The sequence below is a fragment of the Ascidiimonas meishanensis genome, assembly GCF_037782385.1.
GTDB classification, from domain to species: Bacteria; Bacteroidota; Bacteroidia; order Flavobacteriales; family Flavobacteriaceae; genus Ascidiimonas; species Ascidiimonas meishanensis.
The window spans coordinates 412,546-439,340 of sequence record NZ_JBBEXD010000005.1 but is presented as its reverse complement, the minus strand read 5'-3'; the positions used below and the strand labels follow the sequence as shown (position 1 = coordinate 439,340).

The 26,795-nt window shown below is 34.9% G+C and carries 27 protein-coding genes and 1 tRNA gene; 9 read left to right on the top strand and 19 right to left on the bottom strand.

All coding sequences use genetic code 11. From position 1 onward, the window contains the following. Positions 1-185: 185 nt before the first annotated feature. The 16 genes from WBG07_RS12200 to WBG07_RS12125 form a co-directional block, all read right to left on the bottom strand. On the bottom strand, positions 186-1,385 hold the full coding sequence (locus WBG07_RS12200) for a hypothetical protein (protein WP_340201669.1): 1,200 nt from the start codon (positions 1,383-1,385) through the stop codon (positions 186-188). A gap of 234 nt (positions 1,386-1,619) precedes the next feature. Continuing rightward, positions 1,620-2,072: a hypothetical protein gene (locus WBG07_RS12195; protein WP_340201667.1), complete on the bottom strand. Its 453-nt coding sequence runs from the start codon at positions 2,070-2,072 to the stop codon at positions 1,620-1,622. Positions 2,073-2,125: 53 nt separating this feature from the next. Next, on the bottom strand, positions 2,126-2,794 hold the full coding sequence (locus tag WBG07_RS12190; protein WP_340201666.1) for a hypothetical protein: 669 nt from the start codon (positions 2,792-2,794) through the stop codon (positions 2,126-2,128). A 17-nt stretch (positions 2,795-2,811) separates the two neighbouring features. Continuing rightward, on the bottom strand, positions 2,812-3,462 hold the full coding sequence (locus WBG07_RS12185) for an AbiV family abortive infection protein (RefSeq protein ID WP_340201665.1): 651 nt from the start codon (positions 3,460-3,462) through the stop codon (positions 2,812-2,814). Positions 3,463-4,137: 675 nt separating this feature from the next. Beyond that, on the bottom strand, positions 4,138-4,425 hold the full coding sequence (locus tag WBG07_RS12180) for a DUF1272 domain-containing protein (protein WP_340201663.1): 288 nt from the start codon (positions 4,423-4,425) through the stop codon (positions 4,138-4,140). Positions 4,426-4,439: 14 nt separating this feature from the next. Then, positions 4,440-5,171, bottom strand: a complete 732-nt coding sequence (locus tag WBG07_RS12175; RefSeq protein ID WP_340201662.1) for a carbon-nitrogen hydrolase family protein — start codon at positions 5,169-5,171, stop codon at positions 4,440-4,442. Further along, positions 5,172-5,516 carry a n-acetylglutamate synthase gene (locus WBG07_RS12170; RefSeq protein WP_340201661.1) on the bottom strand — a complete coding sequence of 115 codons (345 nt, stop codon included), beginning with the start codon at positions 5,514-5,516 and terminating at the stop codon, positions 5,172-5,174. A gap of 8 nt (positions 5,517-5,524) precedes the next feature. Beyond that, positions 5,525-6,118 (bottom strand): GNAT family N-acetyltransferase, encoded by a 594-nt coding sequence (locus WBG07_RS12165; RefSeq protein ID WP_340201659.1) that lies wholly within the window; start codon positions 6,116-6,118, stop codon positions 5,525-5,527. Between the two features lie 16 nt (positions 6,119-6,134). Further along, positions 6,135-6,953: a PhzF family phenazine biosynthesis protein gene (locus WBG07_RS12160; protein WP_340201657.1), complete on the bottom strand. Its 819-nt coding sequence runs from the start codon at positions 6,951-6,953 to the stop codon at positions 6,135-6,137. 21 nt (positions 6,954-6,974) lie between these two features. Next, a complete protein-coding gene (locus WBG07_RS12155; RefSeq protein WP_340201655.1) occupies positions 6,975-7,418 on the bottom strand; it encodes a VOC family protein in 444 nt (147 codons plus the stop codon). Between the two features lie 3 nt (positions 7,419-7,421). Then, positions 7,422-7,787 carry a cupin domain-containing protein gene (locus WBG07_RS12150; RefSeq protein WP_340201653.1) on the bottom strand — a complete coding sequence of 122 codons (366 nt, stop codon included), beginning with the start codon at positions 7,785-7,787 and terminating at the stop codon, positions 7,422-7,424. A gap of 21 nt (positions 7,788-7,808) precedes the next feature. Beyond that, the gene (locus tag WBG07_RS12145) at positions 7,809-8,279 is read right to left on the bottom strand and encodes an OsmC family protein (RefSeq protein WP_340201651.1); all 471 of its coding nucleotides are present in this window, start codon (positions 8,277-8,279) and stop codon (positions 7,809-7,811) included. Continuing rightward, positions 8,276-8,770 (bottom strand): MarR family winged helix-turn-helix transcriptional regulator, encoded by a 495-nt coding sequence (locus WBG07_RS12140; protein WP_340201649.1) that lies wholly within the window; start codon positions 8,768-8,770, stop codon positions 8,276-8,278. Before WBG07_RS12140 ends, WBG07_RS12145 begins: the two co-directional genes overlap by 4 nt. A 224-nt stretch (positions 8,771-8,994) precedes the next feature. Next, positions 8,995-10,029 carry a phospholipase D-like domain-containing protein gene (locus tag WBG07_RS12135; RefSeq protein WP_340201648.1) on the bottom strand — a complete coding sequence of 345 codons (1,035 nt, stop codon included), beginning with the start codon at positions 10,027-10,029 and terminating at the stop codon, positions 8,995-8,997. Then, positions 10,026-10,712, bottom strand: coding sequence for a DUF6602 domain-containing protein (locus WBG07_RS12130; RefSeq protein ID WP_340201647.1), 687 nt, complete (start codon positions 10,710-10,712; stop codon positions 10,026-10,028). Before WBG07_RS12130 ends, WBG07_RS12135 begins: the two co-directional genes overlap by 4 nt. A gap of 540 nt (positions 10,713-11,252) precedes the next feature. Then, positions 11,253-12,170, bottom strand: coding sequence for a tyrosine-type recombinase/integrase (locus WBG07_RS12125; protein WP_340201646.1), 918 nt, complete (start codon positions 12,168-12,170; stop codon positions 11,253-11,255). Between the two features lie 167 nt (positions 12,171-12,337). Here WBG07_RS12125 and WBG07_RS12120 point away from each other — a divergent pair, with 167 nt between their 5' ends. Further along, the gene (locus tag WBG07_RS12120; RefSeq protein ID WP_340201643.1) at positions 12,338-12,667 is read left to right on the top strand and encodes a hypothetical protein; all 330 of its coding nucleotides are present in this window, start codon (positions 12,338-12,340) and stop codon (positions 12,665-12,667) included. A 380-nt stretch (positions 12,668-13,047) separates the two neighbouring features. Here the strand turns inward: WBG07_RS12120 and WBG07_RS12115 are convergent. Beyond that, a tRNA-Leu gene (locus tag WBG07_RS12115) sits at positions 13,048-13,129 on the bottom strand. Positions 13,130-13,371: 242 nt separating this feature from the next. On the opposite strand from WBG07_RS12115, the gene WBG07_RS12110 reads away from it, so the two are divergent. Genes WBG07_RS12110 through pth form a run of 3 tightly spaced genes read left to right on the top strand, consistent with a single transcriptional unit; the run spans position 13,372 to position 15,640 of the window. Then, complete coding sequence (locus tag WBG07_RS12110) at positions 13,372-14,313, top strand: ribose-phosphate pyrophosphokinase (RefSeq protein WP_340201641.1); 942 nt, start codon at positions 13,372-13,374, stop codon at positions 14,311-14,313. 24 nt (positions 14,314-14,337) lie between these two features. After that, positions 14,338-14,937 carry a 50S ribosomal protein L25/general stress protein Ctc gene (locus WBG07_RS12105; protein WP_340201639.1) on the top strand — a complete coding sequence of 200 codons (600 nt, stop codon included), beginning with the start codon at positions 14,338-14,340 and terminating at the stop codon, positions 14,935-14,937. A 31-nt stretch (positions 14,938-14,968) separates the two neighbouring features. Continuing rightward, the gene (gene pth, locus WBG07_RS12100) at positions 14,969-15,640 is read left to right on the top strand and encodes an aminoacyl-tRNA hydrolase (protein ID WP_413788824.1); all 672 of its coding nucleotides are present in this window, start codon (positions 14,969-14,971) and stop codon (positions 15,638-15,640) included. On the opposite strand, the gene WBG07_RS12095 is transcribed toward pth, so the two are convergent. Both WBG07_RS12095 and WBG07_RS12090 read right to left on the bottom strand, forming a co-directional pair. Continuing rightward, positions 15,641-16,555, bottom strand: a complete 915-nt coding sequence (locus WBG07_RS12095; protein ID WP_340201638.1) for a PorP/SprF family type IX secretion system membrane protein — start codon at positions 16,553-16,555, stop codon at positions 15,641-15,643. A 26-nt stretch (positions 16,556-16,581) separates the two neighbouring features. Next, the gene (locus tag WBG07_RS12090) at positions 16,582-20,274 is read right to left on the bottom strand and encodes a reprolysin-like metallopeptidase (protein WP_340201636.1); all 3,693 of its coding nucleotides are present in this window, start codon (positions 20,272-20,274) and stop codon (positions 16,582-16,584) included. A gap of 79 nt (positions 20,275-20,353) precedes the next feature. Here WBG07_RS12090 and WBG07_RS12085 point away from each other — a divergent pair, with 79 nt between their 5' ends. The 5 genes from WBG07_RS12085 (at position 20,354) to WBG07_RS12065 (ending at position 26,713) form a co-directional block, all read left to right on the top strand. After that, a complete protein-coding gene (locus WBG07_RS12085) occupies positions 20,354-21,286 on the top strand; it encodes a bifunctional riboflavin kinase/FAD synthetase (RefSeq protein WP_340201634.1) in 933 nt (310 codons plus the stop codon). Then, on the top strand, positions 21,255-22,613 hold the full coding sequence (locus tag WBG07_RS12080) for an HTTM domain-containing protein (protein WP_340201632.1): 1,359 nt from the start codon (positions 21,255-21,257) through the stop codon (positions 22,611-22,613). The genes WBG07_RS12085 and WBG07_RS12080 overlap by 32 nt, the downstream gene beginning before the upstream one ends. An 84-nt stretch (positions 22,614-22,697) precedes the next feature. Beyond that, complete coding sequence (gene serS / locus WBG07_RS12075; RefSeq protein WP_340201631.1) at positions 22,698-23,969, top strand: serine--tRNA ligase; 1,272 nt, start codon at positions 22,698-22,700, stop codon at positions 23,967-23,969. Between the two features lie 314 nt (positions 23,970-24,283). Then, a complete protein-coding gene (locus tag WBG07_RS12070) occupies positions 24,284-26,068 on the top strand; it encodes a tetratricopeptide repeat protein (RefSeq protein WP_340201630.1) in 1,785 nt (594 codons plus the stop codon). A gap of 15 nt (positions 26,069-26,083) precedes the next feature. After that, complete coding sequence (locus WBG07_RS12065) at positions 26,084-26,713, top strand: hypothetical protein (protein ID WP_340201629.1); 630 nt, start codon at positions 26,084-26,086, stop codon at positions 26,711-26,713. The last annotated feature ends 82 nt before the right edge of the window (positions 26,714-26,795 follow it).

Genomic DNA, 26,795 nt, shown 5'->3' with positions numbered 1-26,795 from the left:
ACTTCCCGCTTTTTAAAAAATCTAAGCCTTAAAAATACTTGCCAATCCTTACTTTTTTAACGCATCCATCCGTGAAGTTTTGTCCGATGGGCTGCTTGAAATTAAACTTAACGGTCTGCAAGTAGGCACAGCCGCCTAACAAATATAGCACTTTCGGCGGTTGAGCTTACTTGCTGTTATAGACATTAATTAGGAAATTTCTCGCTTAGTCCCCACATTTTCCACAATATACCGTAGGCGCACAACTCTTTGTCCTTTGATCTGGTCCAAGGGGAAGAACTACAACGTTGATCTGTTATGTCTCCAACAACGGATTTGTTACAATAGTTTTGGAGTGAGCATTTCGTTTCTCCCTCAACCATGTGCTTAAAAATTTCGTTAATCGCTGAAAAAGTATCGATTCTTAATGGAACATTTTCAAAACCTCTTGGAGTAAATAAATGGACATCGTTATCAAGGTTTTCAATTAAAGGGGATCCTAAATCCAGTATAATTTGAATGAATAAGTCTGACCTTAACTGCTCCTGTTTTAGTAAATCAACCATAAACGTAGGGTGCTTTATTCGCCAGTCTGAGGCTCGATCAAGTATTGTTGAAATCCATATCTTTTCGTTATCGAATTCGTCAGTCGTAAAATAATGGGTCAGTTCCGTTTTGGCTTCATTGCAGAGTTGCTTGTAGTGTTCGATTAAGTTTTTGTCCTTATTTGTTTCGATGGAATAAACATGATCGTAAATGTCTTTTTCCGTTGTGGGTAGATAGCCATCCCTTTTAAATTCTGTCAAAACATCGAAAAACAACTGGGCTGGATGAAAAGACATTAGACAAGCATCGCACAATGAGAAAATGAATAATTGATTCTCGGCAAATTCTGGGTAGATAAAACGGGCTACATGTTCAGCAATTTTGTAGGGCATGTCGGCATGGACAGTATCTGGATTGAATCGCACCTGGGCAATGTGCGCCATACTTTCAATCAGACCAATTCCTCCAAATTCGATCTCTTTAGTATACGAATCATCAAACTCAATACCTACTACAATTCTATCCAAGTAGTGTTCATAAGGAGATGGAATATATATGTCGGTATCAACTTTTCGGACATAGCAAACTCGACTAAAGTTTATCCCATAAGATTTACCTATATACACTTTTTGCATCTCAATGGCCAACTTCATGTGTGGTCCGCTCTCAAAGGGAATTGGAACCGTATAAGGCTCTTCGGAGTTAATTATATAGTGATTGGAATATTTAATTTGGTTAAGAATCATGATGGCATTCATCAGTCCAAAAGTGGTTGATATATCTTGAAGAAAGTGAAGGTACTCGTGGAAAAAAGTGGAATACGGTTGAGGATACTTTTCAAGTTCCCTCAAGTCTTTCAAATCATATAACGTTTTGACAACTAATTTATAGAATGAAGGAGTGTAGTATCCTCTTAAAAATGAATGCAACATATCACGGGTATCATTGTCTATAACGTGTTCGTGTATGGTTAGTTGCGTTGGCTAGTAACTAAATTAGTAAAAGAAAACGAACCAGAGGAAATTCCGAAGGAATTTCCAAGTAGGCTATAACCTAGCAATTAATTATACACGTTGTTAGCTGTAGTTTGTTATTTAAATGTTCTTGTAAATTCGTCCCATTCCATTTGGGTAAATTAGGTAAGCTTCTTCGTTATTGACTAGAAGCTTTATTTTTTGAAATTTATATCTTGTTTTACTATTGCTGCCATGATATTGCTCAAAAGTTTGTTTTAAAAAGTATGAAATTTTGAAATTCGGAAAAGAAGCAATATCCGTTATACGTAAATCCATTTTAGAATTCAAATCACTATTACTATCATCAGGTACTTCTGGCTCACTTCCAAAAAAGAAACTTGAGCTGTTTTGCGGTCTATATTTGTCTTGATCCAATCTAGTTATTATAACCTTATTTTCGAAAAGACTTACCTTTCGTTCAATGATTATATTCGAATTCATTTTAACCAGATTTAGTTCTTTAAGATTTTCAAATCCTCCTTTCGGAATCATATAAAAACTATTGTAAGTTCCTAACGTAAACCTTTGCATTTTTATTCAGAATTTAAATTAATTATAAACGTTGTTAGCTGTAGTTATTCTTCTTACAATTTTTTAATTATCTGTTCAGTTTCTTCGGAAATTTCTTGTTCTCCCGAGAAACGAACTGAAACATAATCCTTTTTCCGTTCATTATATTTTATTTCAACACGTGTAACATTACATTTTCCAACCTTCTTAAATAGTTTTCTGATTGTATTTATATCCAATTCAAAAAGAGACTTGTTCTTGTTATCGTCAGAGTTGAAAAACACTCCAGTTAATTCTTTCTCCGCATTTTCATAAATTTCAATAATCTCATCTTCGGTTAAACTTTCGTCGTCCATTTTAGATTCAATTTCTTTGTTTACCACAGAAATTATTAGGGAAAATATGTAACTATGTACAAATTGATTAATAAAAAACCTTAAATCTTTTTTTTCCGTTTTTGGATTTTCTAAATCATAGCATTCGTCGAATCGATGATTGTTCATTAATGTTATTTGTTTTCCATTACTTGAATAAACCTTGCACTCTAATTTTAAAGAACTGAAATCACTTGTCAGTTTATTTGCTTCTAGAAGTTTACGAATTATATAAAATCCGAACATAATTTCTTTCTCAAATTTCGCATACTTCGAGTCCTTCCATGCTTTTTTATATTGAATTCTCTTTTTAAGGCTTTTAGAAATTTTCACTAATTCTTTTCTCCAATAATAACTCTCATGAATCATTTAAATGTTTGTTTTATTTATCTACTATTTTTAAGCCTTGTTTTAAATAATGGGTATTTTCTTAAACCACTTTTATGTTTCCATTCACCTAATTTTTTATATAAGGAATCATTCAGTAATTCATCTTTTTCTGGAATACAAAAATGGACTTCATGAAATGATTTCATATCGCAACGATCTATTAAAAAATCGTTTATTAATGAAATCATTTGCTTTGAATCAGAACTTTTTATTTGTGATGGCAAAGAAATTCTTGAATTTACATTAACTTTTCTTCGGTTTTTTTCTAGTCCAACATATGTAGCTTTTTGTTTTTTTAATTCCAATCCTCCATCTTCAACAAACTTCATGAATTTTTCACTATAATCTCTAGAAATTCCCCAACCGAAAAATGCCTTTTGTTTTCTTGGGTGGAAATATAATAAGTTCAACCATTTTTGTTCAAAATCCTTATCAGGAAATCCTGAATTAGTTATGGATGCGTCGTAGTAATGTTCTACCCATTGAGACTTGCTAAATTCTTCTAATGCTAATACTGAAAGTTGAAATGCTGATGCAAAAGATTTATTTTTATGAAGTAAAACAGAATCAAAATGTAGTCTTATTCCATTTTTAAAAGATTCAGTTGCAATTTTTTTGAATTTATATTTTGATAATTTTTCTCTCAATATTTTTGAATGGTTTGCTAGGTCAGAAAATTACAGCTAACGTAAAGTGTAAAAAGCGTTTTAATGCTTTTTTACATAGTGTTAAGTTTAGTTGTTCTACCCAAATGTAAGGAATTTTCCCCTTTCTTACAGTGGGGTAAACTAACGGAGTTTCAACAGGCCGCGCAAATCATGAAAAGCCAACACTTGATGGAGGGATCAGTGGCGGCTATGGGCTTTATCCCTGATAAGGAACGTAGCTGGCAATGAAGCAAAGCGTTAAAATCAAACCCTGCTCGCGGGCCTATTTTTAGCTCAAAGCGGTTCGGGAAGAAAAAAGCATTTCTTGACTTTACCATTTTTTTTCAATACCTTAACCAAAGTCTTTAGTACGTTAGCTACGTTTGCAAATCCAAATTTGCACGATGCAATCGAAAAGACTTTGACTTCCCGCTTTTTAAAAAATCTAAGCCTTAAAAATACTTGCCAATCCTTACTTTTTTAACGCATCCATCCGTGAAGTTTTGTCCGATGGGCTGCTTGAAATTAAACTTAACGGTTTCGTGTATGGTGTCGTAGCATCCCGCTGGGTGCTATGCACTATACATAATGTTGTGCGTAGGCTTTGTCATTTAAAATACTTTTGAATTAAAACTCATTATTTGATAAATCCTTCAAAATCTAATTCATTGGTTTCTATCTTTTTGAAGGATGAATACTTTTATATTTACTTAGCTTCTCTTGAAATTCTTCCAAGATAACAGGATTCAAAATCTTTTTATCAGATGGTGGATATTTGCCTAGGAGGTACTTAGGTCTTGTTGGTCTTTTTTCAAATCCACCACCACAGTTTGGGCAAACGTTAAACAGAATAGTATCGACACAATCTTTACAAAAAGTACAATCAAAAGAGCAAATCATAGCCATATCATTTCCGTTAGTTAAGGCTTTGCCACAGTTCTCACAGTTTAATCTTAATTCCATGACTCGGTCAATTTTTATATGTTTTGTATTACGTTTGCCTTTATTCGTTCAGTATCATAAATCAGCAAACCTTGATTTTTTTGGTCCAGTTGGGCTACTAATTCCCCGTCTCTATTCCATGCAGCACTTTTTCCATTACTCAAAAAATCATCACAGTATCCCACACAATTTGACATGAGTATAGGAATGTTAAATTCCTTTGCCATGGAAGGGAAATGTAGATAAGCTTTGTCGGTTCCCCTGTTGGGTTTGGCTACACTTGCTATGTAAATATTAGCCTGATTCTCTACAGCTTTAACAAAGTGCTCTCTTTTTAAAGTCTCATAGCAAATTCCAAAGGCGATTTTCAAACCCTGATGGATTAGGAAAGGTTGATTTTTACCACTTACGAAATAGGGTAACTCGTCATCATGTATTATCTGCTTTGAATAAATCAATCGTTTCTTATTGGGTTGAAAAAATATCATACTGATGTTTATCCCATCAGCGGATTTGGTTGGCATTCCTACACCAATAATTATATTATCTGTATCCGCTAATTCTTGAAAAGAATTGAATCTAACATCATCTATATTGCGTGCAAGTTTCTCTGCCAGTTTAGGTTCGTAAGCTGTTATAGATAACTCCGGAAATATGATTAAATCAACCTTTGATTGGATTGCTTTTTTAATCAATCTCACGTGATTTTGAATATTCCTAAGAATTTCTCCTTTTTCAGAAGACGATTGTACAAGACATATTCTCATTTATTGAACTATTATTTCTTCCAAAATTGACTTTCCCTTTGATTTATCTCCAGATGTCCATTCCCAATCTTCATGCAACCTAATTTTCCCATTTCCCATAATCTCTGGTTTTGAAAAACACATTCCTGTCATCAATTCCCCTTTATTGTTCACTTGATGATATCGCATTTCTATCATACCACCTTTGTTTACTAACCCAATGAGATGGCCTTTCACAATTTGTCCACCTTTATATTCAGAAGTTAAAATATTTCCGCTTTGCTTGTATTCAAAAATAGTTTCTTCCGATGTTTCACCGTTTCTGGTATTTTGGACAGTCTTGAATTTTTTACCATCGTAATTCATGTGCTTTTTTATATAAACTCTTTAAAATAGGTGGCTTTCATCGAGTCCCATTCAGCGTTAATTATACTGTAGTAAACATCATGTCTACTTTCCCCACGAGAATCTATGTAGTTGTTTCTAAAAACACCTTCTTTTTGTGCTCCTAGCTTTTCTATAGCTCTCTGTGATCTTATGTTTTCACTATCGGCACTAAATTGTATTCTTCTAAACCCGATGTTTTCAAACCCAAATTTCAATAGTTCATACTTGCAGGCTTTGTTTAGCCCAGTTCCTTGAAAATCCAATCCGTACCACGTCCAACCGATTTCACATTTTTCACTCAAAGGATTTAAATATCCATATCGAGTGCTACCGGCAACTTTATTATTTCGTTTGTCAATGATTATGAATGGAAGGCAGATTCCATTTTTTTTATCTTTAAGCGCACTGTCTGAATAATTTGCAAAGTCTCTTTCAGTTCTAACATAGGCTCCCATATAGGTCCATATATCATCATTAAAGATTATTTTTTTGAGCTCCCCATTTCTTGGATGTTCAAAGGGAAGCAGTAAAACCCTGTCGTTTTCCAATTGTATATGAGTGTTTAGTAAATCAATCTCCATGATATGTATCGTTTGTTTATAGTCTTAATTCTCCTTTTAATACGATTTGAGCTTCACTTTTTATCAATATTTCACACTCACTAATGAGTTCAACTTCCATAAATCCAGTTCTTTCGGAGCATTGGAATGAATTCATTTTCTTTTTATTCAATCGCTTACTCCAATATTTCGCTAAAAAAGTATGGGTTCCTCCAGTTACAGGGTCTTCATTTGTTCCGCTCCAAGGCCAAAAATATCTTGATTCAAAATCAAAACCATTTCTTTGAGAAATTGCCGTAACCAATACTCCGTTTATCGAATGATGTGAGCGTTTTAATTTTTCAAAATCAGGGGATAATTTTTCTAGTACTAGACTACTCTCAATTTCAAGAAGCAAAATGTTTGTTTCTTTATTGAACTCACTATTTATGATAGTTTTAATCCCAAGCGCATGTAATAATTCATCCGGGGCATTTTGAGGAGTCGTGTCATAAACAGGAAATTTCATTTCAATTTTATGTCCACTTTTCCTTATCATTAAATCCAAATTCTGAATATTTTTAAAATGGATCTCAACCATTTTAGCGTCAATTTCAAACAGCACTTTTGAGGCAGCTAGTGTGGCGTGTCCACAAAGAGGTATTTCCATAACTGGAGAAAAATATCGGATCGAATAGTTGTCTTGATTCTCACTTTTGGTAACAAATGCCATTTCTGAAAGACCCAATTCCTTGGCAATGGATTGCATTTGTCTGTCAGTCAGTAGTTGATTTAAAATACAAACACCTGCTGGGTTTCCTTTGAAGGACTCATCCGTAAAAGAGTCAACTATATAGGTCTCTATTCTGTTCGTCATTTATGTTGTATTTAATGCGCTTTATTTCCAACTCTGTAATTCAATTAAATTTCCTTCTGGATCTCTGGCATAAGTAAAAGTGAGTTCCCCAACTCCCTTTACTTCTTTCTTTGTAAGCTCCCCAAAGGATTTACCACCATTTTTAATAAAACTGTCTAATATTTTTTCCACATTTTCAACTTCAAAGGCTATATGGCTAAAACCTCTTTTATTAGGCACAATTGGCATTAATTCTTCAATTCTTGAATACTGATATATCTCCAGTGTTGGGCCATTTTCACCATGTCCTGGAAGTAGCAGGTGAGCGCCTTCTAGTTGCGCATTTTTTAGCCCTGTGCCTTTATCCAGAAACTCTCCTGATTGTTTGCGAATAGGGGGGACGACTTTACAATCGAATGTTTTAACATAAAAGTCCACAAGCTTTTTCCAGTCCTTACTAACGATGTTGGTATGGGCAAATCTCATATACTAAAGTTTATCTAAATGGGTTACCGTCATGTCATTTTCGATATTACCTGTGTTTAGTGTCGATGCTGGTTCGAACAGCATTACATGGACTTCCTCAGGGGCGTAGGGTTTGTGTTCCTCACCTTTTGGAATAATTACAAACTCTCCTGCACGCAGATGCAGTGTTTTATCTTTCAGTTCAATAAATAATTCGCCTGCTATTACATAGAAAAGTTCGTCTTCATTTTCATGATGATGCATGATGAATTCTCCTTTGAACTTGGCCACCTTTACCAGTTGATCGTTAAGTTCCCCCACAATCTTTGGTGACCAATGATCGCTGAAAGTACTAAGTTGATCTACTAAGTTGATTTTTCTAATTTCCATGGTATTGAGGATTAGAAGATTTTAACCAACCATCGTAGTTGGGTTGTGTTCTATCTTAAAATTGCAAGAGTTGGCGATAAAGCACATCTTATTTGCTTCCTCGTGCAGTTCATTGGCTTTGTCTATCATATCCGCATCCATCACTTTTATTTGCGGATGAAGAATGACTTCTGTAAACCGCCCACTCCCGGTTTCATTTTCCTCCATAATTCCCTTGGCATGATCCAGATACTCAGTAACGATAATTTGATGCACTGAACATAAATGTAAATACCAAAGCATATGGCAAGAAGATAAGGAAGAAAGGAAAAGCTCTTCAGGATTGTATCGAGAGGGATGTCCTAAAAATGACGGATCAGAAGACCCCATGATTGTGTGTTGTTTTCCTTCTGCATCTATCCTATGATCTCTATTATACGAACGGTAGCTCTTCGTTCCACTGCCTTCGTTACCCGTCCATTCAAGTAAGGTTGTGTAATGATGTTTTTTCATAGGTTAATTTTCTTTAATTCATTAGAAATTCGCTGACCAAAAGAGGCACGATCGAGATTTGCTTCGAGTTCTTCCAAATGATGCATGATCTCTGTGTTTTCATTAAGCAGTTCCAATGTCACCTTTTTCCCTATTTCCCATATCTGCGTAAATAAAGGCAGCTTTTCCTCTGCTTTTTTGGTCAATCTAAAAATGGTTTTACGCTTATCGATGGAGTCTTTTTCACTCTCGAGATAGTCTTTTTTTATCATTTTATGGGTCATCACAATAACAGACTGATGGGTGAATTTCAACCTCGCTGCGATTTCCATAACAGAGATATTGGGTTGTTCATTTACAATCCACAATACCAAATACCAATTGGGCTCTGTATCCATTTGAAATTCACGGTACATAGCACGCAAGCTATGCGACATCTTATCGCTGATGCGTTTTAGCCTTGTATCAAGATTAGCATAGCCTAGTTGTCTTATTAAATCATTGTCCATCATTTCAAATGTTTACACAAAAATACAAAACGCAGTTAACTGCGCAAATTTTTTAACCTTGATATTTTATTTTTTTATGAGGATGTTTTTCAGCTTGCGCACAACGTGATTGTATATGGTTTGTTGCGTGTGTAAGCAACTAATTTAGCAAATAAAAACGGAATAGAAAATTCGAAAGAATTTTCGTAAGCAAGCTAGAACTAGCAATAAATTATATACGGTGTTACCTACAGTTTTTTATAAATTTCCAAAACAATCTTGTCGTTTAGGAATGGTTCAAAATTATTAATCCATATATAGTCTTCTATAATAATATCTATCTCTTTGTTTGAAATAGTTTTTAATTTTTTCTTATTAAATGTTTTTTCAAATTTTCTAGTGTAATATTTATTTACAGAAAATTCTAATTCCTCGTAATCTTTTCCAAATTGTTCGTAATCAATTTCTGATTTGTCATAGTATGCTGTTTCTTGAAGAGTTGAATGATTAAAGTCACTAATGGATGTTATGATATGGCTTTTAATTAACTCTTTATCTATTGGTAAATTAAATTCTTGATTTAAAGAGGAATCGATATCTTCAAATGAAAACTCTCCTTTATTCTTCTTTTCAATTGTTTTTACTAATTCTTTATGCAACGTATATTTTTGATTAAAGATAAGTCCTGGTTCGTAATAGATTTCATCGTATAATCCATTCGGGTAAGTATAGCATTCTCCTATTTTAAGTTTATCTTTTAATTGTTTAAATAATATGCGGTTAAAAGGATAATATGTTGATATTAATTTATTTGCAAATTCAGTATCCTCAAATAATAACTCTACATTTTCATCAATATATTTTTCTTGGGTCAAAAACTTAAAAATTCTGAGATAATAAGACGCTATATTCTTATCTTCAAAAACAACGATGTTCTCTAGATTTTTATTAGCTTTAACTGAATAATTGTATGAACCAGTAATAATTTTCTTCTTGTCAATTATTGAAAACTTATTATGATTGAATTTCTTAATATTTTGTCTTTTTATTAAAATCCCAGCATTTAATAAGTTTTCTAGATGTTTTTCGAAAAAATATTTTTGGTTTATATGATTATCATCTACTAAAATTTCTATTTCAATATTAGATTTATTTTTAATACTGATAAGTGATTCAATAATTTTAGAATTCGTAAACCAAGCTACTATTATTGTAATTGATTTTTTTGCATTCGAGAAATTTTCGATAATGACACTTTCAATATTTTTTGTAAAAGCAATCATTTTAATAATCCAGAATATTGATTTAAATCGACTGTGTTTTTAGAATATTGATGTAAAAAAGTATATAAATGAGAAACAAAACCCAATATACTTGAGCTATTTCCAACGCATTCATAATGTGTATTGTTTTTTAAACCCAAAAATATTCCACTTTCAATTATTAGAATTCCATTTGGCCAATATCTAGATTCTATTTCTTCCAATTTCTTGAAAATAGTATCTATGTTTTTAAAACCTTTATAAGAAATTATAAATGTTGGAATTTTCAAATCATCAAGAAGAGCCACTTCATTATCTTCTAATTTATAACGATTAAGGTTTTGAATTTCCTTAACCTTTTTAATAGCTTCATCCCATTGATTATATAGATTTGACTTTATTTCAAATGCTGCTCCTACAGAATCTGCTAAATACAATCTATTGTTCCCTGTTGAAATAGGGAAACTTAAAGAAAAAGGTAATTCAATAACAGTATCGATTTGACCAGTCTCTATTCCTTTAGCATCTGTTATTGTACCACTACCAAATCTGAAATTTGATGGAAGTATTTTTGATAAGAGGTTTGTTTGAAATATTTCTCTTTCATCTCCAATTATAGAAGATGAATACTTTTCACTATCTCTGTGACATTCGAGCATATTACTATGAATATTCTCTAATTTTCTTTTGAAAAGACTGTTCATTTTTTAAATTGTAGGTAACGTAAAGTGTAAAAAGCGTTTTAATGCTTTTTTACATAGTGTTAAGTTTAGTTGTTCTACCCAAATGTAAGGAATTTTCCCCTTTCTTACAGTGGGGTAAACTAACGGAGTTTCAACAGGCCGCGCAAATCATGAAAAGCCAACACTTGATGGAGGGATCAGTGGCGGCTATGGGCTTTATCCCTGATAAGGAACGTAGCTGGCAATGAAGCAAAGCGTTAAAATCAAACCCTGCTCGCGGGCCTATTTTTAGCTCAAAGCGGTTCGGGAAGAAAAAAGCATTTCTTGACTTTACCATTTTTTTTCGATATCTTAACCAAAGTCTTTAGTACGTTAGCTACGTTTGCAAATACGAATTTGCACGATGCAATCGAAAAGACTTTGACTTCCCGCTTTTTAAAAAATCTAAGCCTTAAAAATACTTGCCAATCCTTACTTTTTTAACGCATCCATCCGTGAAGTTTTGTCCGATGGGCTGCTTGAAATTAAACTTAACTAGTTAATATACGCACTTTATTGCGTTTATTTTTCTTTCAAATATACCTTTTTGAATACTAAATCAAAAGGACTTCTAATATTTGTTAAATGTGTAGTACTCACATGTGTATAAATTTCAGTGGTTTTACTGGAACTATGCCCTAAAAGCTGCTGTATGTACCGCAAATTAACACCATTTTCTAAAAGATGCGTCGCAAAACTATGCCTAAGGGTATGTACGGTTGCCGAAGAATTGCCTAAGGCTTTGCGTTTAGAACGGTTAAATACCTGCCGTATACTAGAAACGCTGTATGGCTGTGCGTTAGGTCCTTCAAACAACCACTGCTTAGGGCGGTACACACGATAATAGTCCCTTAGTAATTGTAGTAGGTCTAGCGAAAGAAGGCTTATCCGGTCTTTCTTACCTTTCCCATTTCTAACCCAAATGCGCATGTGGGCAGAATCTATATCTATGAGTTTCATTTGTATACATTCTGAGATACGTAATCCAGCGCCATAGATAAGAGACAGTATAGCCTTATGCTTTATATTATGGGTTACTTCTAATAGTTGGCTTACCTCTTCTACAGACAGTACTTTAGGCAAGGTTTTTTGCTTTTTAGGTCTGGGTAATTCATAAATACTTACGGGGTACTTAAGCACTTTTTCTATATAAAACTTGATCGCATTGATACTTTGATTTTGATAAGAGGCAGACACCTTGCATTCTGTCACCAACCACACGTGATAATTAATAATATGTGTCTTGGTAACCTTATGCAGCGGTAACGGTTTGATATACTCCAGAAACCTCCTGAACATATGTAAATACGTTTTTAAAGTATGGCTGCTGTAATTTTTAAGTAGTAATTCTTCACGCATCAAAGCAAGTGCCCGGGTATAGTCGATACCTACTTTTGGGGAGCTACTGAATTCGTATAAGTGTTCTGACGAAAGTTTCATGTAGGAAAAATCTAAAAAATAATTGATACATTCGTATTAATAAACGTTTATATACGTATATAAACGCCTAAATACACAGTTAAGTGAAAATACAGTTTTGTACAACCTGTGCTAAAGAATTAAAGGGCCGATCTGACAAAAAATTTTGTGATGCCCAATGCAGAAGTATGTATCATAACACACACAGACCTTTCCATGAACTCACCATCCAAAAAATCAATAGTGACTTAAGGCGAAACCGAAGCTTACTTGCCCATTTCTGCCCCAGTGGGAAAAGTACGGTTGAAAAACAGGTATTAGAAAAACTAGACTATAGATTTGATCTATTTACGCATGTCTATCCGTTTACCAAAGGCACTTATTATTTTTGTTATGAATACGGATACTTACCCATTATGGAACAAGGCACTAAAAAGATGTTAATAGTACACAAGCAGGAATATATGAACAAGCTCCATTTTAACCCTTGGGATTATCACGTACTCAAAAATAAGTAGCTTGCTATGGTAGCTCAAATAAAAAGCCGAAGCGTAAACTTTAGCTTTTGTACTCGAGGTGGGTACCGAAGTATCGGTAGTAAACAACAGATCCCACTATTTTATTTCGTTTCTCTACATAAAAAAGCCCTTGCTTTCGCAAAGGCCTTCTCGTACTGCGTACTCGAGGTGGGTACCGAAGTATCGGTAGTAAAAAACAGATCCCACTATTTTATTTCGTTTCTCTACATAAAAAAGCCCTTGCTTTCGCAAAGGCCTTCTCGTACTGCGTACTCGAGGTGGGTACCGAAGTATCGGTAGTAAAAAACAGATCCCACTATTTTATTTCGTTTCTCTACATAAAAAAGCCCTTGCTTTCGCAAAGGCCTTCTCGTACTGCGTACTCGAGGTGGGAATCGAACCCACACTCCCGAAAGAACTGGATTTTGAATCCAGCGCGTCTACCAGTTCCGCCACTCGAGCATTTTTGTTTAAGCTCCGTCTACCTCCCGATACTTCGGGGCCGCCACTCGAGCATTTTTTCAGTCACTTATAACTTAATTTACACTTATTACAAGCTTCCTCCCAACTCAAATGGAGGGCAAATCTAAAAAATATATTTTAATCTTGGTTAAAAATAGCAGACATTTCCTTTCGGTCTCCAAATAAATTTCTAAATTTGCACCTCGTTTTAAGAAACGTCATTAATAAGTAACTGTTAAATAATGCCTTACGTAGCACCTGAACCTAAAATTTTTGGATGTACCCAAAGTATGGATTTGGCTCAAAAAATAGCCGATGTCTATGGTGCACAATTAGGAAAAGTATCTTTTTCAAGGTACAGTGATGGAGAATTTCAACCTTCCTTTGAGGAATCTGTGCGAGGCGCAAGAGTATTTTTAATAGGCTCTACGCATCCAGGTCCAGAACACTTAATGGAAATGTTATTGATGTTGGATGCCGCCAAAAGAGCTTCAGCAAGACATATCACCGCTGTAATGCCTTATTTTGGATGGGCGAGACAAGATAGAAAAGACAAACCAAGAGTTCCCATAGGTGCAAAATTGGTAGCAAAGTTGTTAGAAGCCGCAGGCGCCACACGCATTATTACTATGGATCTCCACGCAGATCAGATTCAGGGATTCTTTGAAAAACCCGTAGATCACTTGTTTGCATCTACAATTTTTCTTCCCTACCTACGCAGTTTGAACCTAGAAAACTTAACGGTAGCCTCACCAGATATGGGGGGTTCAAAAAGAGCCTATGCGTATTCTAAGTATTTAGAAAGTGAAGTAGTAATTTGTTACAAGCAACGTAAAAAAGCCAATGTAATTGATCATATGGAGCTTATAGGTGATGTGACGGGTAGACATGTAGTATTGGTAGATGATATGGTAGATACCGCAGGAACCTTAACCAAGGCAGCAGACCTAATGATAGAAAGAGGTGCTTTGAGTGTAAGAGCGGTTACCACCCATGGCATTCTTTCAGGAAAAGCGTATGAGCATATTGAAAACTCAAAATTAGAAGAACTTATTATTACCGATTCTATTCCATTGAAAAAGGAAAGTAAAAAAATAAAGGTATTAAGTTGTGCACCGCTTTTTGCAGAAGTGATGACAAGAGTGCATGAAAACACCTCTATAAGTTCTAAATTTTTAATGTAAATAATTAATATTTAAATATAAATAATGAAGTCAATTACAATTACAGGATCTCAAAGAGAAAGCGTGGGCAAAGCAGCGACAAAAGCCTTACGTAATGCTGAACAGGTTCCTTGCGTAGTATACGGAGGAGACGAACCATTGCATTTTTCAGCGCATGAATTAGCATTTTCAAAATTAGTCTACACTCCCGATGCACATACGGTAGTAATTGATCTAGAAGGTGGTAAAACCATTAATGCAATTTTACAAGACATTCAATTTCACCCAGTGAGTGATAAAATTCTTCATGTAGATTTTTACCGCTTATTTGATGATAAAGAAGTGTCACTAGATGTTCCAGTTAAAGTAACCGGAAAATCACCTGGTGTTATTGCAGGGGGTGCACTACGTCTTAACAAACGTAAACTTAAGGTAAAAGCATTACCAGCAAACCTACCTGATTATATCGTTGCTGATATTTCAGGATTGGAAATTGGAAATAAGTTGTATGTTACTCAAGTAACTAATGATAATTACAAATTATTACACCCAGACAACACGGTGGTATGCCAGGTAAGAATTTCTCGTGCGGCTATGAAAGCAGCTCAAGATGCTGCCAAAGCAGAAAAAGAAGGAGACAAATAATTAATTTATTTTCTATAAAAAACATCCCGCTATGCCGGGATGTTTTTATTTTTACAGCATGCTTAAAAGATTTATTTCGTATCTCAAAAATCTTTACAGTGAATCAGACGAATCACTTAGCGATGAAACTGACCCTATGAAAAAGTTTTTAATTGTAGGACTAGGAAATATAGGTCCGGAATATCAAAATACCCGTCATAACATAGGGTTTAAAATACTGGATAAATTTGCCAAAGAAGAAGCGCTTTCTTTTGAAAACCTTAAACTTGGCGCTGTAACTACCTATAAACTTAAAGGAAGAACTTTTATCTTTTTAAAACCTGCTACTTACATGAATCTTAGCGGTAAGGCGGTAAAGTACTGGATGGAAAAGGAAAAAATTCCGATAGAAAATGTATTGATTATTACAGACGACATTAATCTCCCATTTGGGGTAATACGCCTGAAAACAAAAGGAAGTCATGGGGGACATAATGGATTAAAAGACATTGAAGGTCAACTAAACACATCTCAATATAATAGATATCGTTTTGGAGTGGGATCTGAATTTTCTAAAGGAAGACAAGTAGATTATGTACTAGGGGAATGGAATGAGGAAGAATCTGCAAAATTACCTGAACGCCTAAATCGTTCTGTTGAACTTATTAAATCTTTTGCACTTGCTGGTATAGCAAGAACTATGAATCAATTCAATAACACATAACTAGTACTCCTTATTTTCGCTTTTAACCGGAAGAAAGAAGCGCAACATCAATTCATGAGTTCCACTTCCTAAATCGTTAAGTTGAGACCGTAAAGAACTATCATAGGCATATCCCGCTTGTAACCAATCTGTCGCCCGAATTAGCGCTAGGCCACTTACACCGCTATCTGTACGGTAGGCAACACCAAATTCAAATTTCTCTCTGAATTCTACCGCGGCGGTAATGGTTGCAGAAAGAGGTGCTCCACTTACCATTCGGGTTAAAACAGAAGGTTTAAACAACCAGTCTTGGGCAATCGCTATTGTATACCCACCCGCCAAATAAACATGTAATTCATCAGTCGCTTCAATTACCTCTCCATCTATTTCATCAAACCGTTTTGTATTAAGAATGCCAGGTGAAGAAAGTGACACAAAATAATCTTCGTTTTTTAAAAGAACCCCTACTCCAATATTTGGATTAAAATTACTTTGATCTATCAATAAAGGGTCTGCGGTATAGTTAAATGTTTGCAGCCCTCCTGCATTCACATCTAATACATTTCCTCCTGCCTTTATTCCAAGAAAAAGATTGGTTTCATCTGCAATTTGCAATTTATAAGAGAAGTCAACGTAGAAAGCAGTTTGCTTCTCAATAAAAGTCTGGTCGTTAATTATAGAAATTCCCAAACCTACCCTATCAGACAATGCACTGCTCACTAAAAAAGTTTGGGTTCTAGGTGCTTCATCAATACCTTGCCACTGGCTTCTTATATTCAATGTAAAACTGGTAATTCCCTCATATCCGGCTGCCGCAGGATTAAATGCATTTAGGTTATATCTGTAAAACACATAGTCTGGATGCTGTTGCGCCTGAATAGTTAAGCTTATAAAAACTAAAACAACCGTGAGAAATCTTTTGATACTATAATTCATTCTTTGAGTCAAATTAAAAAACAACATTAATACGTAATATAAATCCATCCATTAAAATCTATTGTTCCATCACGGGCTAAATCTATCTGATAATAGTAAGGTCCGGCTGGTAATCGCTCACTTCTATCCTTATAGGTAGCATTCCAGTCATTGGCATAACCAACAGCTATAAAAACTTCATTTCCAGACCTATTATAAACCCTTACCTCTGCATCTGGATATAATTCTATATTAAGTATATTCCATGTGTCGTTAATCCCATCTCCATTAGGAGTCACTGCTTCCGAGACCAGAATATCTTCATCACAAACATCTCCTTCTCCATCGTTATCTATATCTCTTTGGTCTGGATTAAAATCAAAAGGACAATTATCTGCTGTATCCAGAATACCATCGTTATCATCATCTTCATCACAAATATCTCCTTCTCCATCCAAATCATTATCTAATTGATCACTATTTGCGGTAAAAGGACAGTTATCCTGATCGTCCAAAATACCATCATTATCATCATCATTATCACATAAATCACCTAATTCATCTTCATCATTATCTGCCTGATCAGGGTTTGCATTTATCGTACAATTATCATTTACATCAAGTATTCCATCATTATCATCATCGGCATCACAAACATCTCCGTCTCCATCATCATCTGTATCTAATTGATTGGTATTTGCGATATTTGGGCAGTTATCATCTTCGTCTAAGATACCATCTCCATCTTGATCTGGTAGAAAAACACCTCCTGCGCAAACCGTTAATTCAAAACTATTAATAGCGCCTCCATCAATATCAAAAGTATCTTCTACCACCAGTGACCAATTCCCTCTGGCTAATTCTCCATTAAAAGCACTTAGCAATTGTACTCCTTTTATAGTGCCATTTAGAGCTGGGTTCACTCCGCAAACAGGGTTAGCCCCATCATCGTCAAAAGTTGCTTGAATATTATCACTGTCATTACAATCAAGTGAAAACAAAACTACTTCTGTACCTAAAGGGGATACTAGTTTGATTCTAAGATCTGAAATAAAACTATGCGTAATATCTAAAGTTACATCTACATCGGTAAGCTTAAGATTGTCTGGAATAAAGATAGTAGTAACTATTGTTGGGGTACCGATATCTGGAATTACTATTGGAGTATCTCCAGACGGGAATGTTTTACAATTAATTTCAAGTGTCGTAAAACTAAATGGTGTTCCAAAAATACTTTCACCGCAATCATTTCTACTTTTCACTCTCCAGTAATAGGTGGTTAAAGAAGTTAATTGAGTGGGTATATAAGAAGTAGTTATTACGGTAGCTGTCTCAATAATATTTGTAAAGGCTACATCTGTAGCAATCTCAATATCGTAAAATGAGGCAAGAGGGTCTTGCTGCCAGGTAAATGGGTCTGTAAAAAAAACGTCGTTAGCCTCGTCTGAAGGGCTTTGCAGTACAACTTCGTTTAGCACATCTGCAGAAACTTCAAGATTAAACGTAATGTTTTGAGTAACTGAATTGGAGATTCCGGAAATTGTCAAAGGATAAGAACCTGGGGTTACATTGGAAGATCCAGTAATCAATATTTCTACTTCTGTTCCATTGAGAGTAGCATTTGAAGGAGTGAAACTTACATTAATACCTGCGGGAACACCCGAAGCAGTAAAACTAGTCTCTTCATTGAAACCAGAAAAGGTATTATACTCAAAATTTATTCTTAGATCTTCTGGCTGGCAAACAATAGCTTCTACAAAAGGTAAACTCAATACAAATTCTGAACCTTCTATGGTAATATTCCCGCTATTAACTGCCAAAAAAATATTATTGGCAGCACGAATCATTATCCTGCCATTAGTAGTATCTATGCCTCCTGGCACTATTAATCTATGTGATCCGCTATTACTTATATTCTGAGCTAAGGTTATTGGAAACGTACTGCCGCCATCTAAGGAAAGAAGAATATCTACCTCAATAGCATTCACAGGAGCCTTGTTAGTATCTGCTACATCCCATGTAATGGTTTCTACAGTACCCGACTTCCAGTTTGTAGCATTAGTTTGTGAAGTAACGCTAAAGGGGCCCGCATCATTATCTACCAAAACCTCCACAAGGCTTGACGAGGTCTGACCTCCACCAGACACGTTATCTCTTACCGTTAGCGCAAAATTAAAGGTTCTTCCTACCTCGGAAACGGTTTCCCATGCGTCATTAAGAGAAGGGTTCACTTGGGTAAGATTGCCGGTTACTATTCTACTCAGCCTGGGAAAATATCTGTTTGGATTTGTAGTTGGAGGTAAAGAACGAAAATTAGCTCCAACCCTATTGGAAGGGCCAAAATTAGTAGTAGTTACAATACCATCATCTATCTGCTCCCAAGTATACGTAAGCACATCTTCAGAAGTTGGATCTGAAAGGTCTACATCTGTTGCAGATCCTTCCAATATAAAAGCCGTTCCTTTAGGGATTACATAATTACCACTTGCATTCGCAATTGGAGGGTTATTGGTAATGGGAGTTTCTACATCACAAGAAGTAGTGGCTATAAAATCTGTGATCTGATCTATACTATAATAATGAAAGTAAGGATCACTGGTTAATTGTACATTATTAATGCCTGTAATTCCCGCGTAGCCCATGATGGTTGTTCCACTGCCGGGTTCTGCATTTACACCAAGACCTTCTGATTCAAAAGACCAGGTGTGATTGGCTCCAAATTGATGTCCCATTTCATGAGATACATAATCAATATCAAAAATATCACCCACAGGCTCTGGAGTAGATGAAAATGCACTTCCCTTTCTTCCATCTTCACATACACAACCAATACACCCTGCATTGCCATTTACAGGTGCCAGATGAAATAAATGACCTATATCATAATTTTCGTCTCCTACTTGATCTGTTAGTACCGTTTGTAGCGCTGTATTTAAACCTGAAGTTTCGTAAGGATCCGTTGCCGGATCAATAAAGATCACATCTCTGGTTTCATCTATTACTTCCAAGGATATTCCAAAATCTCTTTCATAGATTTCATTTACTCTGGTTACGGTCGCATTAATGGCAGCAAAAGCATCTTCTAAAGTACCTCCATGGAAATCTGTATACTCTCCAGTAGTAGACACTACCAATTTATAGGTACGTAATGTTTGGTCATTATTATCTCTTAAAGCGGTATAATTAACCTTATTGCCTTTAAGAAATGGGGTAGTACAGTTTATGCCTTTAAAAGTGCCTCTTGCCTCCCTCGTATAGGTAATATATTGATTAGTCTCTTTAGTATACTTTTCCATAAATACCGTGCGCCCATTAGCAAATGTCATCATATGCTGTATTCCTGCCTTGGAAACACTAAACCTAACTCGCACTTGTTTATTTAGTCCATAACCTACAAAAGATTTAATTTCAGGATACAAGTCACTAAGACCCGATGATAAAACCGGAGCCTCATAAAAAGAAAAGCTAATCAAATTTCCTTGATCATCTGGCAAACTAATTCGTTTTTCACTGGCTCTTGTACTTTTATTTCTTAGCGGTGCCCCTTTTAGTCGATTTCTAAAAGCTTTCTCATTTAAAGTTAATACAGAAAAACCTTCTTTTTTTAGTTGTTGTAGCGTAGAATTTGATGCTTTACGCTTTGGAGATATCTTTGCCCAATCAAGCTCTTGCCCGTGAATAAAATAAAAGGAAAGAAAAAATATGGTGATTGTAAAAACATACCGTAAGTTTGTCTTCATAAAGGAGTGTAATTTTTTACTTTAACAATGTACTAGCAACAAACTTAAGTTATTTTTATTTTTGGTTTGTATTTTTTAAGTGATAACCTTCAACAACATAGCAAATTTTAACAATCCAGTTCGTACCATAGTAACTATTGGAACTTTTGATGGAGTGCACATAGGGCACCGGAAAATTATTCAGAAATTGGTTGCAGGGGCTTCGGCAAATGATCTTAAGTCTACCTTACTTACTTTCTTTCCGCACCCAAGAATGGTGTTGCAGCAAGATTCAGACCTTAAACTTATTACAACGCTTAAAGAAAAACAGCAAATATTAGAAAAAACGGGACTTGACCAATTAATTGTTGAACCCTTTACCAGAGAATTTTCAAGATATACTGCACAACAATTTGTTAAAGAAATATTGGTAGATAAGCTTCATGTGTATAAAATGGTCATTGGTCATAATCATCGTTTTGGCAGAAATAGAACAGCTACCATTAAGGATTTAATTGAATTTGGAAATACTTTTGGCTTTGATGTAGAACAAATCTCAGCAGAGGAAATAAATGAAGTCTCCGTTAGTTCTACAAAAATAAGAAATGCTTTAAATGAAGGAGACATAACCACTGCCAATGCATACTTAGGGTATGAGTTTATGCTCACCGGAATAATTGAACATGGCAAAGGTTTAGGTAGACAAATAGATTTCCCCACAGCAAATCTGAAAATAGAAGAAGACTACAAGTTAATTCCGGCCAACGGTGTTTATGTTGTAAAGAGTACTTTAAACAATAAGCTGGTCTACGGAATGATGAATATTGGTTTTAATCCTACCGTAAACGGAACGACCAAAACGGTTGAAATTAACTTTTTTGATTTCAATGCAGATTTATACGGACAGCAGGTGCAGGTGCATTTATTAAGCCGTTTAAGAAATGAAGAGCGATTTGACTCTGTTGATATTTTGAAAAAGCAACTAAAGAACGATCGAAAAAATGCATTGGAGTTTATTCAAAAGAGAAAATAGCCTCAAATTCTTATTTGAAGAAATTGACAATGCACCGCTCGTTGTTTTCAGAATTCTATTTGGTGCACTTATTTTTCTTGAATCTGTAGGCGCTATTTTTACAGGTTGGATAAAGAAAACCCTCATAGAGCCAGAATTTACCTTTAGCTTTATTGGTTTTGAATGGCTGCAACCTCTTCCCGGCAACGGAATGTACTTTTACTATGCTATTATGGGCATTTTTGGCCTTCTAGTGATGCTAGGCTATCGCTACCGTTTAAGCATGGTAGTTTTTGGTATTATGTGGACTGCCACCTATTTGATGCAAAAGGCCTCTTATAACAATCATTATTATTTATTGATTCTCATTTGCCTTATAATGTGTCTTTTGCCTGCCAATAAGTACCTATCTGCAGATGTCAAAAGAAATCCTGCCTTGCAATCTTACACCATGCCCAGATGGTGCAGTTTACTCATAATTTTTCAATTATGGATCGTTTACACCTACGCTGCTGTTGCTAAAATTTACCCAGACTGGTTAGACACTACTGCTATTGAAACCTTAATGGCTTCAAGAACTAGTTACCCTGTGATAGGTGAATTTTTGGGCAATAAAACCCTCCATTATTTTATTGCTTACACCGGGATCTTTTTTGATCTTCTAGTGGTTCCTTTATTACTTTGGAAGCCTACTAGAAACCTTATGTTTATTGCATCCATCGTATTTCATGTTTTCAATTCAATTGTATTTCAAATTGGCATTTTTCCATTTTTATCTCTTGCATTTATTGTGTTTTTTTATCCTCCAGAGACCATTCGACGCATTTTTCTAAAAAACAAAAAACCGCTAAACACAGAGGCTGTTATTTTGAAAATTCCTTCTAAAAAAAATGTTTATTTAATACTTGCAGCCTTCTATTTTTTGATTCAGATAGGACTCCCGCTAAGGCATTGGTTTATTAAAGATGATGTTTTATGGACTGAAGAAGGCCATAGAATGAGTTGGCGAATGATGCTAAGAACCAAAGGTGGCTATATCTCTTTTAAAACAGTAGATAAAAAAACCGGAAAAATCACCCATATTTCGCCTAGAGATTTTCTGAGTCCTAAGCAAGCAGGAATGATTACTTCTAAACCAGATGTAATTTGGCAATTTGTGCAGCGCCTAAAAAAACAAGCTTTGGCTGATGGAAAAGATCTGGCAATCTATGCAGTTGGAAAAATACGGGTAAATGGCGGGCCTCTCAAAACACTCATTGATCCTGATGTAGATTTAGCTACTGTAAAATGGTCTCATTTTTCACATCATGATTGGATATTACCTTCTAGCCCTATCGAAAAAGACTAAATCTGAACTTTTCGTTTTGATATTTACACTAAATTTGTGCTCTTAATTTAAAATAGCACTGCCTTTAACTTCAGTCCAAAAACTATGTTACAAGTACAATTTATTAGAGAAAATAAAGAAACCATTATTACTGCATTGACTGCAAGAAATATGGATGCTTCTGCACTTATTGAAGACGTGATTGCTCAAGATGAGTCTAGACGAAGCCTTCAAACAAAATTAGACCAAACCCTTTCTCAATCTAATAAGTTGTCAAAAGAAATAGGACAGCTTTTTAAATCTGGACAGGCACAAAAGGCAAATGAACTAAAACAGGAAACCGTTACCCTTAAGGAGCAATCTAAATTGCTAAATGAGCAGCTAAACGAAAAAGCAGAAACACTCAAAAAGCTTCTCTATACCATTCCAAATGTTCCTCACCCTTCTGTTCCCAAGGGTACTACAGATGAAGACAATGTGGAGGTTTTTAAAGAGGGTGCTATTCCAACATTGCATGATAAGGCTTTGCCGCATTGGGAGCTTGCGCAGAAATATGATATTATTGATTTTGAATTAGGCAATAAAATTACGGGAGCTGGTTTTCCTGTTTATAAAGGGAAGGGTGCCCGATTGCAAAGAGCACTTATTGCTTATTTTCTTGATAAAAATACGGCTGCTGGTTATACAGAATACCAGCCTCCCTTATTAATCAATGAAGCTTCTGGGTATGGCACTGGTCAGTTACCAGATAAAGAGGGAATGATGTATTATGTTGGTGAAGACGATCTTTATTTAATCCCTACAGCAGAAGTACCTATTACGAACCTTTTTAGAGATGTGCTTCTTACGGAAGACCGCTTCCCTATTTGTTGTACGGCTTATACTCCCTGCTTTAGAAGAGAAGCTGGAAGTTATGGAGCCCATGTAAGAGGCTTGAATCGTCTTCATCAATTTGATAAGGTAGAAATTGTACGTATTGAACATCCAAAAAGATCTTACGAAGCATTAGACGGGATGGTTAACCATATTAAAGACATTTTAAAAGAATTAGAATTACCTTATAGAATTCTTAGACTTTGCGGTGGAGACCTTGGCTTTACCTCAGCACTTACGTACGATTTTGAATTGTATTCTGCTGCGCAAAAAAGATGGTTAGAAATAAGCTCTGTTTCAAATTTTGAAAGCTTTCAAGCAAACCGATTGAAATTGCGATACAAAGATGAAAATGGAAAAAGCCAGTTGGCACACACCCTAAATGGAAGTGCTTTGGCATTGCCAAGAGTGTTAGCCGGAATTCTTGAAAATTTTCAAACCGCAGAAGGCATTATACTTCCTGAGGTACTTCACTCATACACAGGGTTTGACCGTATAGACTAACTTTTTAAATATTAGATTTTTAATATATATTTGTGTCACCAAATCTTATCAATGTTTATATCTTAAGTGCTTTTCCGCACAATTTTTTTTCGATAGTTATAACATAGATATTTTTGGAATTGTTTGAATTAAGATTCTTAATCATCAAACTGATACCGACAGAAATGATAGAATCGAATGATAAGTATATTCGTTAATAGCACGCTATTATTTTTTTGGTCTTATAAGCCTGAGCAACTGTTCAGGCTTATTTTTTAAAAATATTAACGGTTTATAATAAGTTCATGGCTTATATTTGGTAGAAATCTTTCATAGTGAGATCACTTCTTTTTTTCTTTTTAGGGCTGTTTTATATGGCAGGCAATGCACAAAATGACGCATTAGCCCGGCAGTATTTTGAAAATGGAGAGTTTGAAAAAGCACTCTCTTTTTATGAAAAATTGTATCAGCAAAATCCTGAAAGATCTGATTTTCTTCAGAACCTAATCATAAGTTACCAACAATTGGAGAAGTATGAAAAGGTAGAAGCCTTATTGCTTCCATTTGTTAAAAAATCTTTTTACTCGCCTAATCTCTTAGTAGAGTTAGGATACAATTATAGCCTTCAAGGGAATACGGAGTTAGCAACAGCCTATTACGATAAAGCATTGGCACAAGTAGATGAGAATCCCGGGTATGCCTTTATGATTGGTGCTAGCTTCAAGAAAAAATCCTTATTACAATACGCTTTGCGTACTTATGAAAAATCGGTCAAAGTTAATCCCAACACTAATATCAACTTAGAAATTGCAAAAATTTATGGGGAGTTAGGCGATGTTGAAAAAATGTTTTCCAGTTATCTGGAATTAATTAGGAGTAATAATGGTTACAAAAGAACCATTATGAATCGTATTGGTCAGTTTTTAGAAGATAGTCCGTTGAGTGAAAATAATGTAAAGCTTAAAAGAGTGCTATTAAAAAAATTACAAACAGAACCTGACTTGTTATGGAATGAAATGTTAAGTTGGCTCTATGTACAACAAAGACAATATAAAAATGCTTTTATACAAGAAAAAGCAATTTTAAAAAGGTCAGACAATTTGGCTCTTGAAAGAATAATGGATTTAGGAGTACTTGCCAAAGAAGATGAAATTATTGAAATAGCCACCACCATTTTTGATTATGTTATCCAGCAATCAAATGATAAATCCTTACAATTAAATGCGCATTTACTAAAATTAGAAATGGCCATTGAGCAGGCTAAAATTAAAGATTATAAAGATATTAATGAGGAGTTTAAGGTACTTATACAAGACTACGGAATCATTACCGAAACTATTCCCTTGCAAATTGCCTACGCCCGCTTTTTAGCTTTTCAATACAACCAAATAGCAGCTGGTGAAGCACTCTTAAAAGAAAGCCTTGAATTGCCCGTAAACCGCTATGAACTCGCAAAAATTAAACTCAATCTTGGCGATATTTTAGTGTATGACGAAAAATTTAATCAAGCGCTTATCTATTATGCGCAAGTACAAAAATCTCTTAAAAATGATGTGATCGCTCAAACCGCAAGGTTTAAGGTAGCAAAAACCAGTTTTTACAAAGGAGATTTTGACTGGGCATTTACGCAGCTTAAAGTATTGCGATCTTCAACCACTCAATTAATTGCGAATGATGCCATGCAACTAAGTTTGCTAATCTCAGACAATTCTTTGGAAGACTCTACCCAGACGGCCTTAAAAATTTATGCTAAAGCAGATTTATTAGCCTATCAAAATAAAAATAAGAGTGCCATTACCTTATTAAATCGCATTTTAGAAGATCATAAGGGGGAACGCATAGAAGATGAAGCCTTGCTCATGCAAGCCAGATTGTTTGAATCACTAAAAGAACCTGAAAAAGCGAAGCTTAACTACATTAAAATCATTGAATTTTACGGGGATGATATTTTAGCCGATGATGCTACTTTTGCACTGGCAGAGCTTTATAGAAAAGTATTTAATCAACCGGAAAAAGCAAAAGAGTTCTACGAAAAAATCATCTTTAATCACCCAAATAGTATTTATTTTGTAAAAGCCAGAAAAACATATCGCCAGCTAAGAGGAGATGTTATTAACTAGTGATAGCGCATAAAAATGAACAAACTAATAATCATACTAACCATTGGAACTTTAGTCTCTTGCCATTCAAACATTGAAAAAAAGGAGAAAACCAAAACCAAAATCGTACAGGACACCATAAGAATTGTAGAAAAAACGGTTGACACAATTTATATAGAAAAATCTGACAAAGAGGATTTCACACAAACAGAATGGTATATAAAAGAAAGACTCCCTGAGTGGTTTGCATTAGGTGATGGACTTAAATTTCAAGAAGAATATGAGTTTGATAACAGATTAAATCCTCTATATCTGGAAACTGATTTTAACGGTGACGGTACTATTGATTTGGCAATTCCAATAAAACAAACAAAGACAGACAAAGTAGGGTTTGCAATTATTCATGGAAAAACTAATGAAGTTTTCATAATTGGTGCAGGGACTCTCATTAAAAACCAACTATCAGATGACATGATTTACATAGATATTTGGAAAGTAAATCGCGAAAAGGTAAACGAACCGGGACTTGACGAAAATGGAAACTTTAACAAGAACGGATCTCTAATTCTTACGAACCCATCCATGCAAGTAGAGAAATCTGATGTTGGAGGTGGACAGATTTATTGGAATGGAACCGAATACGTTTATTTCCATCAGACCTGTTAAATGAAAACATACTAGAACATAGCACGTATTTAATTAACAGTGCTTCGTTGGTTAAGAATGGTTCAGTATAAATGACCCACAC